Here is an 11,243-nt window from a genome sequence, read left to right on the forward strand (position 1 = left end):
GCGGACTGCTTATCTGCTAACCGGAAATTATAGGGTTATCCTCGATTACAACTGCTCGAACTTTTACGCTCTGTCCGTGGGACTTCTTGCAGATGAGATTAGCCGCTAGCCTGACCGCGATTGCCGCAACCTTGCTTCTGGCCGCCTGTGGCGGTGCAAATGCCAAGGTTTCCGGGCCTTCCCAGAGCAATTCCGACGCCACTCTGCGTGGCCCTGCCGGTGACTACCCGATGGTTTTGGGTGAACCGTTCACTATCAACGGCGTGACCTACACCCCGGCTGACACGATGAACTATGATTCGGTCGGCTATGCTCAGGTCGATATTGGAGAAGGCGTAAGCGGTTCGCATCGCACGCTGCCGCTGCCAAGCTATGTTGAAGTGACCTCGCTGGACAGCGGGCGGACAATTCTGGTGCGCATGACGGAGCGCGGGCCGATGACGGGGACAGACCTTGTCACGCTTTCGGCAGGTGCCTGGGCGCAACTCGGCGCACCTGCCGGATCGCGGGTGCCAGTGCGGGTGCGGCGGGTCAATCCGCCCGAACCGGAACGCGCGCTGCTACGAGCAGGGGCGAATGTACCTCCGCGCATGGATACGCCGCCGGGGTTGTTGATGGCGTTGAAGCGCAAGCTGGGGTTGCCGATCGCTTCACCGGCTGCTCCACCGACAGTTACTGCTTCGCCGGGGGCCGCCGCAGTAGCCAAAGTTGAACCCAAGACATCGGGTAAGGCCGCTCCAGTTGCAAAAGCCATTGGAAAACCGGCCGACAAACTTGCATCTGCGCCGCCAAAGCCAGTTGGAACCGAAAAGCCAGTGCCGAAAGTGGTCGACAAGCCTGCTACGGCTCCTGCGCCGAAGCCCGTCGTGGAAGCATCTGGCCTTTATGTGCAGGCCGGGGCCTATTCAACCAAGGCGAGGGCGGAGGTTGTGGCGAAGTCTATCGGCGGATCGGTCTCACCGGCAGGCCGGGTGTGGCGTGTGCGCGTTGGACCGCACAAGGATCGTGGACAAGCCGAAGCGGCGCTGGCGAAGGTGCGCGCGGCGGGCTATGCCGATGCCCGGGTCGTTACTGCGCCGTGATCTGAGCCGCGCGGGCGATCCGGTACATCCGGGGAATGAACTTGCGCGTTAAGGTCTTGGTGGTTTTGGCGATAGTTTCGGCAGGCATGGTGCCTGTGCGGGCAGCGGCTCCAGTCGTGGGCACGAAATCAGCCACAGCGGCCATGCCGCAGATTGATGCGCCGATCGCGCTGTTGATCGACGTTGGTTCTGGCCGCACGCTTTATGCACGCGACATTCACCGTCGGTTCGTTCCGGCCTCGATCACAAAGATCATGACCAGCTACGTTGCGTTTGACCTACTGACCAAAGGCAAGCTGCGGATCGATCAGCGTATTTCGATGCGGCCCGAAACATTTCGCGAATGGCACAACGTGGGCAGCACGATGTTTCTGCCTGCTGACGCGCAGCCAACGGTGGCAGAGCTGATTGAGGGGATCGTGACGGTTTCGGCAAACGATGCCTGCGTGGTGCTGGCGGAGGGCGCGGTCGGTTCCGTCCCGGCGTTTACGAAGCTGATGAACCAGGCAGCAGAAGAACTGGGTATGCGCGACAGCCACTTCAACACGCCGAATGGGTGGATGGATGAAGGGCAGACTTATGTAACCGCCGCCGATCTGGCCACGCTGAGCAGCGCGCTGATGACGCGGTTTCCTGACCTTTATCGTCGTTTCTACGGCCATGCCGAGATGACATGGGGCGACATTACCCAACCCAACCACAACCCACTTTATGGCCGTGTTGAAGGGGCGGATGGCGTAAAAACCGGATTCACCAATGAGGCGGGTTACGGCTTTGTCGGCTCGGCTGAGCGCGATGGGCGTCGGCTGGTGATGGTGATGGGCGGCTACGATAAGTCGAGCCTACGGGCGCGGCAGTCCATCGAGTTCATCGAATGGGGATTTGGAGCATGGCAAGCGCAGCCATTGTTCGCAAAAGGGGCTGCTGTTGCTGTGGCTACAGTTCAGGGTGGCGCGTCGCGTGAGGTACCTCTGGTTGCTCCACGCGGGCTTAGCATTACGGCACCAAACGGGTCACAGCCGAATTATACACTTTCAGTTCGCTACAAAGGACCGTTGAAAGCACCGATTGCCAAGGGCGAGACGGTGGCCAGCCTGCTGGTACGCGTGCCGGGTGAGCCTGTGAATGTCTTGCCACTTGTAGCGGGCGAGAGCGTCGGCAAAGGGGGCATCTTGGAACGGCTGCGTGATGGCACTTTGGGGATCGTTGGGCTGTGAGCGGGCGCTTCATCGCGCTCGAAGGCGGCGAGGGCGTCGGCAAATCGACGCAAGGGCGTCTGCTCGCAGAGGCCTTGCGTGCGCGCGGGCTGGACGTAGTCACCACGCGTGAGCCGGGTGGCACGGCAGGGGCCGAAGCGATCCGCGCGATGCTGCTTTCGAATGAAGGCGAAGGCTGGGGCGCGCGGGCCGAAGCTTTGCTGTTTGCGGCAGCGCGGGCAGACCATGTCGAGAAGCTGATCCGGCCAGCGTTGGCGCGCGGATCATGGGTATTGTGCGATCGTTATGTGGATAGCAGTCGTGCCTATCAAGGTGGCGGTGGCGGGCTTTCTGATGACGATGTGATGACGCTGCATCGCGTTGGTAGTGCAGGACTTCTGCCTGATCTCACGGTATTGCTGGCGGTGCGGCCGGAGGTTTCTGCAGCGCGGCTTGCCTTGCGCGATGGCGATGTGACGGACCGGATCGAGGGCCGTGGGGCAGACTATCATGCGCGGGTGGCGGCCGCTTTCCGCGCGTTTGCCGAAACCGAGCCAGAGCGCTTTGCAATCGTTGATGCCGAAGGTTCGCCAGATAATGTGCATCGGCGTGTGCTGGCGGTAGTGGCTGGATTGCTGTCATGATCGGGCACGAGGAAGCATGGCGTTCTTGGCGCTCGGCCATGGCCGGTGACCGGATGCATCATGGATGGCTGTTGGCCGGTCGCGAAGGGCTGGGCAAGGCGAGTTTTGCGCGGGCGGCTGCGGCGGAATTGGTGGCCGAGCCGGGCGTATCGCAGCCACCAATCGATTCACACCCTGACATCCTGACCCTTTCGCCCCTGCCTGCCAACGATGATGAAGTGAAGAAGCGTGATGAGGGCAAACCCTATCAGCTGAAGCGCAGCATATCGGTTGATCAGGTGCGCGCATTGCAACGGCGGCTGACGACGCGCCCAACGCTGGGTGCCCGGCGCGCGGTGATTATCGATTCAGCCGATCTGCTAGAGAAAAGCGCGGTCAATGCACTGCTGAAGAGCCTTGAGGAGCCGCCACAAGGGACGTTCTTCTTGCTGGTGGTTCACGCACTGGGGCGGTTGCTGCCGACCGTGCGCTCACGCTGTCTGATCGTGCGATTTCATCCTTTGAGCGATGCCGATGTGACACGTGCGCTGGATGCGGCGGCGCCGGAACTGGATGCCGAAACACGCCGCGCGGCGTTGGTCGTTTCCGGTGGCTCGCCGGGTACCGCGCTGGCCTTTGCCGAGCAGGATCTGGGCCGTGCCCAAACGATCTTTGAAAAGCTCATCGAACGGGGTGACCACGACCTGGCCTTGCGTGGGGCGCTCTCAGGCGCGATTGGAGCGCGGCCAGACCGTGAGCGGATCGGCGCAGTGATTGAAGCTGCGCGGATAACGGTTGCACGCGCGCTGGAGCACATGGATGATGCTGGAAAGCTGCGTCTGGCCGAAGCGCACGCCCGGTTAGTCAGACTTGGCGGTGATGCCCCGATCTACAACTTTGACCCAGCCATGCTGATGATGGAAATCGGCTCCTTGCTGGCATCGGCTGCGCCGACTAGGGAAGGCGTTCGATAAGAACGCAGATTCCTTGCAAGAAAGCGACCAGCCCGATGGGCGAGCCCTATTACATTACCACCGCCATTTCCTACCCCAACGGCAAGCCGCACATCGGCCACGCCTATGAGGCGATTGCCGCCGACGTGATTGCGCGGTTCCAGCGCGCTATGGGCCGAGACGTGCGGTTTCAGACCGGGACCGACGAACACGGACTGAAGATGGCGCAAAAGGCGCGTGAAATGGGCGTAACGCCGCGCGAGCTTTCTGATGAAATGTCGTCTTATTTCATTAAGATGTGTGACGAACTCAACATTTCATATGATGTGTTTATTCGCACCACTGAACCACGCCATCATGAATCGGTGCAAGAGCTTTGGCGTCGCATGGAAGCCAATGGCGACCTCTATCTTGACCGCTACGAGGGCTGGTATTCAGTTCGCGATGAGGCTTTCTATGACGAGAGCGAATTGGTGGCTGGGGAAGGGGGCGAGAAGCTCTCCCCGCAGGGCACACCTGTAGAATGGACAGTTGAGGGGAGCTGGTTTTTCCGCCTTTCGAAATATGCCGAGCCGCTGCTGAAGCTTTACGAGGATCATCCTGAGTTTGTTCAGCCTGACAGCCGACGCAACGAAGTAGCGCGCTTTGTTGAAGGTGGTTTGCGCGATCTTTCTGTTTCGCGCACCAGCTTCGATTGGGGGATCAAGGTTCCGGGCAGCGATGGCCATGTGATGTACGTATGGGTCGATGCATTGACCAACTATCTGACAGGCCTCGGCTTCCCCGATGAAAGTGGTGATTTTGCAAAGTATTGGCCTGCAAACGTCCATCTGATTGGTAAGGATATTGTCCGGTTCCACACCGTCTATTGGCCAGCGTTTCTGATGAGCGCGGGCGTGGCCTTGCCAAAGCAAGTGTTCGGTCATGGCTTCCTGCTCAACCGGGGGCAGAAGGAATCGAAATCGCTTGGCAACGTCACTGATCCGCTGGAACTGGCGGAGCGTTTTGGCGTCGATCCGCTGCGCTATTTTCTGATGCGTGAAGTGGCTTTCGGGCATGATGGTTCGTACTCGCCTGAGGCAATTGTGATGCGGTGCAATGCCGAACTGGCAAATAGCTACGGCAATCTCGTTCAACGCACCCTTTCCATGATTTTCAAAAACATGGATGGCGAACTTCAGAAGTTTGAGACGGTAGAAGCAGACGACGAGTTGCTCGCGAATGTGTTTGCTGCTTGCCGTGAAGATTTGCCACGCGAGTTCCAGTCTCTAAATTTTTCGGCAGGAATCGAAGCATGGATGCGCGCCGTGTTTGCGTGCAACGCCTATGTTGATGAGCAAGCGCCATGGGCCCTGCGCAAGTCAGACCCAGAACGTATGGAGGCTGTGCTGCTGACGCTGTTCATGGCTATCCGAGATCTGACCATTGCCATCGCGCCAGTCGTCCCAAGTTCGGCAGGCCGTGTGCTGGATCAGCTTGGCATACCACATGATGAGCGTGGGTTTGCGGCACTGGCCGATGCCGATTGGTACATGGCGCGCGTGGCGAGGGGAGAGAAACTGGTTCAACCAACCGCTGCGTTCCCGCGCCTCGAACTGCCCGAAGGGCTTGCCTCGGCATGATGCTGATCGATTCCCACTGCCATCTCAACTACAAGGGATTGGTTGAAAGTCAGGATCAAGTGCTTGAACGAGCACGAGAAAGCGGTGTTCGTGGATTCCTGAATATTTCTACTCGCCAGCGCGAATGGGCTGATATTGTTGCCACGGCAGACCGCGAAAAGGATGTGTGGGCAAGTGTTGGCATTCATCCGCACGAGGCAGACGAACATGCTGATCTGGGCGAAGCTGTGTTGCTGGAAGCGGCAGCGCATCCACGCGTGATCGGCATAGGAGAGACTGGGCTCGACTACTTCTACGATCATTCAGACCGGCAAGTGCAACAGGATCTTTTTCGCGTGCATATCCGTGTGGCTAGGGAAACCGGGCTTCCATTGATCGTCCACACCCGCGATGCTGAGGATGACACAACCCGGATCATCGAAGAAGAGATGGGGAAGGGCGCATTCCCCGCGCTGATCCACTGCTTCACGGCATCGGCACCATTTGCCGCGAAGATGCTGGAACTGGGGCTGTCAATTTCGCTTTCAGGGATTGTGACGTTCAAGAACGCCAAGGACTTGCAAGCGATAGCTGCGGAATTGCCTGAAGATCGGCTCTTGGTGGAGACTGATGCACCGTTTTTGGCCCCAGTGCCGCATCGGGGGAAAACCTGCGAGCCAGCATTCGTGGCCGATACATGCGGGTTCGTCAGCGACCTGCGCGGGACAAGCAAGGAAGCGCTGGCTGACATCACCGGGGCAAATTTCTTCCGGCTATTCAACAAAGCTTCGCTATGAAGCTGACTATCCTTGGGTCCGGCACCTCCACCGGCGTGCCACGTATTGGCAACGATTGGGGTGATTGTGACCCGGACGAACCGCGCAACCGTCGTACGCGCGTGGCCATCATGGTCGAGGGTGAGGATGGCAACCGTTTGCTGGTGGATACACCAACAGATCTTCGGCACCAATTCCTGAGCTGCGGGATTGACCGTGTGGACGGGGTGCTGTGGACGCATGACCATGCCGACCACTGTCACGGTATCGATGACCTGCGGCCCCTGCGCTATGGTCGTGCGGGACCGATCCCCGGTTACGCTGCCAGCGAAACAGTGCGGCGTTTGCGCCAACGCTTTGGGTACGTTTTTGCCGGGCAGCATGGCTATCACACGATTGTTGAACTCGACAATCTGGACCGCGTACGGATGATCTGTGGCATTGGCATCGGTCATTGTCAGATGCCGCACGGACCCGCACAGTCCACTGCATATCGCTTTGACCAGGGTGGAAAAACAATAGGATACGCGACGGATTTCAGCGAGATTACCAGTGAGATGATCGACCTTTTCTATAAGGTCGATGTTCTGGTCGTCGATTGCCTTCGCCGCAAACCGCATCCAACACATTCGCATCTCGATATGGCGCTTGAACTTATCGAAGCTACGCGCGCCGGACACGGCGTGCTGACACATCTCGATAAATCGATGGATTATCGGACGCTCACCGCCGAAACGCCGGACCATGTCGAACCAGCTTTCGATGGAATGGAGATTGTGGTGTGAACGCTGATGACATTGTCAGGTTGATCGGTGTCGCAATGGCCATGGTTCTGCTTGTTGCCAATTTGCGCGGGCGACAGATCGGCTTGTCAGACGGGTTGCGAATGTCGGCTTTGTGGGCGTTTTTGTTCGTTGTTGTAGCGCTCGTCTTCACGGTGATCGGCTAGTGAGGTTGCGCATCAACTTAATTGGAAATTAACATATATCAGCACCATTTCATGTCTTATGGTGTAATTTCAATGGATTAATGGCACTATGCCTGTCCATTGCGTTTCGTCCATAATTTGGACGACCAGGGGAGTTGGAAGTGCAAGACGCCGTAGGCGGCTCACTTCCTACTCGCTTGGTCGTAACCCGATTGCAGCGTGACGGTTCAGTCTTCGTTGGGCGGTAGCGGGACAGGTGCTTGCCCCGGTGATACGCGCGCCAGGACAGCCGTGTAGAGCTGACGCCAGTGCTCGGCCTTGCCGCGCTCACGTTCCGCCGTGCGATCGGCCTTGGTCTTTTCGGCGCGGGCATCCCTGAGTTCGGTTTCAAGGCGCTCGATCTTGTTGCGAAGCGCGGCTTCGATATGCCGGTATTCCTCCGGCGTCCGCAGCGGGACCTTCTTGCCGTCGATGACCTCGGTTTCCGCGCGCGTTTCGATGCGTTCCTCGCCGATTTCATCGGCGAAGTTGTTGTAGAGGTACTGACGGCTGACCTTGGCCTCGCGGGCGACCGAGACGAACGTCACAGCCTGCCTGGTGTCGCGCAGGCGCATGATCGCGTCCTCGACCGCAGCGCGCTTCTCAGCACTGCGGCGGCTGCGGGCATCGTTGAGAGTGGCGATCCGCAGATCAGGTCCCATGGTCATGGCGTGCCTTCCTCCCGAGCAGCGGCCGGCCTGTAGCGCTGCTTTTCGCCTTTGTAGAGGCCGCGCTCCTCGATGGAACGGATGATGGTGTCGGTGTTGTGGACGGCGTCCTTGTTGCGTTGCAGCCGCTTGCGCGTGATGTCGGCCATCCGGGTCTGACCGCCTTCCTCGTAATTCTGCGCTTCCTGTTCAAGCCCTTCGATCGCGACGTAAAGTCCGGCGCGCTCGCAGCGGAAGTGCTCGAGGTCGTCGCCGTCGGCGCGGAAGAACCGGCAGGTCAGGCAAGCGTGCGCATGCTCGCACCATTCGCCAAGCTGACCGGGCAGGGTACAGGCCCCGCCACAGACTCGCGTAGCCATCATGGTTTCCTTGCGCAGCAGTAGATCGCCGACGGCCTCGTCGACCTTGCCTTCGATCGTGAAGAACAGGCCGCCGCCCTTGCGGAGCAAGGCGTTCTTTTTGAGCTCCAAGCGCTTGTTGACGTACATCGACGCCATATCGGGCGAGGCATGGCCCAGTTCGAACATGATGCTGAGGATGTCGTGACCTTCGGCCGCCATCTGCGTTCCGCGATGGTGGCGCAGCGGATGCCACGAGAAGTCGAACGGCTTGCCTTCGCCATCGACGATTCCATGCCTGAGGCACAGCATCTTGAGTTCCTGCAAGGTCCAGTTGTAGCCGAGGAACGACTCCCGTTTGCCGTAGAACATCGGGAACAGGTATTTCGTCGCGCGACCGTAACGCTGCCGGACGCGATCCCGCTGTGTTTCTATCAGCTCGATCATGGCCTGGTGCGCCGGATCGCTAACCAGCAAGGGCTTGGTATTCCAGCGGCTGACCTTGTTCTGCCAGAACGTGAACAGCATGAACCGCATGTCGTGCGGATCGGGCCGCAGGCAGTCGAAGAGCAGGGCATGCAGGTCTTCGGCCCGCGTGCCGGTCGTGATGCCGATCATGAAGATTGCGGGGATCGGCGCGGGCAGTTCGTCGAGCTTGGCCACCATGGCGGCCAGTGCTTCCGACGGAGCCGCCCGGTTGGCGCCCTCGCGCGACGCGTAAAGCCGGTTGCGCGGGTCATCTGGCGCCTGCTTGTAGCGGATCCGCCGCGCTGCGCGCTTGTCGAGCGCTATCCGCGGCCATTGCCCCGGTAGCAGGACCGGTGCGGCGCGCATCAGTTGCACGATGTCGGTGTACCAGTTCTTGCCTGCGGCACTGTGTGCGTTTCCCCAGGCGAGGTAGCGTTCCATCGTCAGTTCGTTGACCTGTCCGGGACCGACAACGCCTTCTTCACGGAGGAACCGTGCAAACAAGCGCAACCGGGATTGCATCGAGGCGACAGTTCCCGGCGCAAGTTCGCCATGCGCAACCTTGTCAAGCAGGAAGCCGCGCATCAGCGGGCGCAGCCACGGCTCGTAGCACAGGAAGTTCAGATAGGTGTCGCTCCGCCGCTGCCGGTCGCGGAAGCGCGTGTCCTCCTCACTGTAGAGATCGTTGAGCAGGATGATGTCGCGGTCCTGCATCGGCGCCATCTGCGCCTGATTGATGATCGAGAAGCGATGGATGTCGCCGAACAGCTGAACTTCCGGCGATCGGTACTGGGTGGTGACGACCTCTCCGTCCCGGATCCACTGGCGGGTCTGGCTCTGCCTCCGCCGCGCATAGTTCGCGCCATACCAAGCGGCGTACAGGCCCAGTGCGGTATCGTTGTGGCACTTCGTTCTCCCAGAACCGTCACCATCAGACGATCCGAAGTTGGGGTGGGGGATGTCCGCCAGACAGCCTGCTCCAAAATGCTGAAGCAGGCTTTCGCCTTCTGCGACCAGATATCGGATCACCGGGATCCGGCGCTGGAACCAGTGGGCGTCCGCCTTGCGATCGTCGAGCGCCGATGCCGCGAGGTAGGCCTTGATTTCGTTGGTCAGCACCGGGATTGCAGCGCCGAGCGGCAGGCTGGCGTAAGTCTGGCTCAGCCAGGAATGGCCGAACACCTCGTTCATTGTGGCGTCTGACCAGACAGGATTTTCGACGAGGAGAGGGGACAGGTCCCCGAGCCGAGCCTCAAGCCAGTTGCTGTAGCGATCGGTATCGTGCGGTGTGCCACCGACGAGCGCCAGCGGCGTCATGCCCATCGCATGTCCTTTCCGAGAAGCTCAGCCTCGCGAAGTTTCTCAAGTCTTTCATGCACCTCATCGGGACCCGTCAGGTAAAGCCTGCGAATTTCCGACGCGAACAGGTGCTGGTAGAAGGCCGCTGTCGTCTGTGGGCTGGCATGCCCAAGCCGGTCCGCCACTTCGAGCAGGCTGTAGCCCGCCGCGATCGCTTCGGACGCATGGCTGTGGCGGAACATGTGCCAGTTGAAGGCGATATGCGTGCGTTGCTCCAGCAGGCCCGCGAGCTTCTGGGCATAGGACAGGCTCATGGCGTGGCCGATGACGCCGGCTTTCACATTGGCGAAGATGTGCTCGGCTCCGGATTCAAAGGCCGGTAGATATTCGTCGCTGGTGAGGTAATCGACGTACATGTTGAGCACGTAGTCGTGGACCGGCACACCGCGCGTCCGGCCGGATTTGGCGCGGGCGCCATTGGCATTGTCTGGCGCAGACCCAGCGCTTCGCCGATCCTGAGACCGGTATTGTAGAGCAGCACGATCAGGAACGCGTCGCGCGCGAGACCGCACGCCTCGATCAGCCGCAGGACCTCGCTTGGCGTCAGGCGCTTCTTGAGCACCTGCTGCTGCACACGGCCGGGATCGCCCGACAAATAGCGGTCCTTGCGCCGCGTCGTGCGACGCTGGCTGATATGCTCGAGGAACGGCTTGTAGATCCGGTGCCCGTCATAGACCTTGCTGACCTCAGCCGTATCGACCGCGAAGTCGTCGGTGCCGTTATAGAAGCGGTAGAACGATTTGATCGCCAGCTGGATCTGGTTGCGCGTCGATGGCGCCAGAACCCGCGTTTCCTGCTTTCGCAGCAGGATCAGCCGCGGGCTCGGCAAGGCATCCTTTCGCCGGGCAAGCCGCCAGGCAAGGAAGCCGTCGTAGAGCGCAACCGTGGCTTCATGGATGCCGGCGCCGTTGGCGCCGAGGAAGTTCGCGAAGTCGACGACATGGCGAACATACGCGCGGATCGTGTTCGGCGACGCATGCGTCTGCTCGAGATGGACGATCCAGTGACGAAGACCCTCGACGACATCGCCCTCATCATCCAATACCGTCCATGACCGGCGACCGCCGGGCATTTCGATGCGCGCAGCCTGCCAGGGCGTCGTGGCGAACGAAGTGGACACGGTCGCTGATACTGTTGAAAGACCACCGTGACTGCAAGCCTTTCGCCACCACACTGGACACAGTTTACATGGACAGTTGTGGTATCGCTATT

The 11,243-nt window shown here is 60.0% G+C and carries 12 protein-coding genes; 8 read left to right on the forward strand and 4 right to left on the reverse strand.

Going from position 1 to position 11,243, the window contains the following annotated elements; translation table 11 throughout:
- The 8 genes from B7X90_RS16295 to B7X90_RS16330 all read left to right on the forward strand — a co-directional run.
- A partial coding sequence (locus tag B7X90_RS16295) for a lytic murein transglycosylase (protein ID WP_292626195.1) occupies positions 1–109 on the forward strand: 109 nt, incomplete at its 5' end.
- On the forward strand, positions 93–1,082 hold the full coding sequence (locus B7X90_RS16300) for an SPOR domain-containing protein (protein WP_292626172.1): 990 nt from the start codon (positions 93–95) through the stop codon (positions 1,080–1,082). The genes B7X90_RS16295 and B7X90_RS16300, both read left to right, overlap by 17 nt.
- Before the next feature lie 35 nt (positions 1,083–1,117).
- Positions 1,118–2,299 carry a D-alanyl-D-alanine carboxypeptidase family protein gene (locus tag B7X90_RS16305; RefSeq protein WP_292626174.1) on the forward strand — a complete coding sequence of 394 codons (1,182 nt, stop codon included), beginning with the start codon at positions 1,118–1,120 and terminating at the stop codon, positions 2,297–2,299.
- On the forward strand, positions 2,296–2,922 hold the full coding sequence (gene tmk / locus B7X90_RS16310; RefSeq protein WP_292626176.1) for a dTMP kinase: 627 nt from the start codon (positions 2,296–2,298) through the stop codon (positions 2,920–2,922). Before B7X90_RS16305 ends, tmk begins: the two co-directional genes overlap by 4 nt.
- Complete coding sequence (locus B7X90_RS16315; protein WP_292626179.1) at positions 2,919–3,875, forward strand: DNA polymerase III subunit delta'; 957 nt, start codon at positions 2,919–2,921, stop codon at positions 3,873–3,875. The genes tmk and B7X90_RS16315 overlap by 4 nt, the downstream gene beginning before the upstream one ends.
- A 35-nt stretch (positions 3,876–3,910) precedes the next feature.
- The gene (gene metG / locus B7X90_RS16320; RefSeq protein WP_292626181.1) at positions 3,911–5,476 is read left to right on the forward strand and encodes a methionine--tRNA ligase; all 1,566 of its coding nucleotides are present in this window, start codon (positions 3,911–3,913) and stop codon (positions 5,474–5,476) included.
- Entirely contained in the window at positions 5,476–6,252 is a 777-nt protein-coding gene (locus B7X90_RS16325) for a TatD family hydrolase (protein ID WP_292626183.1), read from the forward strand. Before metG ends, B7X90_RS16325 begins: the two co-directional genes overlap by 1 nt.
- Positions 6,249–7,016 (forward strand): MBL fold metallo-hydrolase, encoded by a 768-nt coding sequence (locus B7X90_RS16330; protein ID WP_292626185.1) that lies wholly within the window; start codon positions 6,249–6,251, stop codon positions 7,014–7,016. Before B7X90_RS16325 ends, B7X90_RS16330 begins: the two co-directional genes overlap by 4 nt.
- A 370-nt stretch (positions 7,017–7,386) precedes the next feature.
- On the opposite strand, the gene B7X90_RS16335 is transcribed toward B7X90_RS16330, so the two are convergent.
- The 4 genes from B7X90_RS16335 to B7X90_RS16350 are packed head-to-tail and all read right to left on the reverse strand — an operon-like array spanning position 7,387 to position 11,151.
- Positions 7,387–7,866 (reverse strand): hypothetical protein, encoded by a 480-nt coding sequence (locus B7X90_RS16335; protein WP_292626187.1) that lies wholly within the window; start codon positions 7,864–7,866, stop codon positions 7,387–7,389.
- Positions 7,863–9,995 (reverse strand): tyrosine-type recombinase/integrase, encoded by a 2,133-nt coding sequence (locus B7X90_RS16340; protein WP_292626189.1) that lies wholly within the window; start codon positions 9,993–9,995, stop codon positions 7,863–7,865. Before B7X90_RS16340 ends, B7X90_RS16335 begins: the two co-directional genes overlap by 4 nt.
- Entirely contained in the window at positions 9,986–10,387 is a 402-nt protein-coding gene (locus tag B7X90_RS16345) for a tyrosine-type recombinase/integrase (RefSeq protein ID WP_292626191.1), read from the reverse strand. The genes B7X90_RS16340 and B7X90_RS16345 overlap by 10 nt, the downstream gene beginning before the upstream one ends.
- The gene (locus B7X90_RS16350) at positions 10,309–11,151 is read right to left on the reverse strand and encodes a site-specific integrase (protein ID WP_292626193.1); all 843 of its coding nucleotides are present in this window, start codon (positions 11,149–11,151) and stop codon (positions 10,309–10,311) included. Before B7X90_RS16350 ends, B7X90_RS16345 begins: the two co-directional genes overlap by 79 nt.
- Positions 11,152–11,243 lie beyond the last annotated feature (92 nt).

This window comes from Novosphingobium sp. 17-62-19, assembly GCF_002256775.1.
Taxonomy (GTDB): Bacteria; Pseudomonadota; Alphaproteobacteria; order Sphingomonadales; family Sphingomonadaceae; genus Novosphingobium.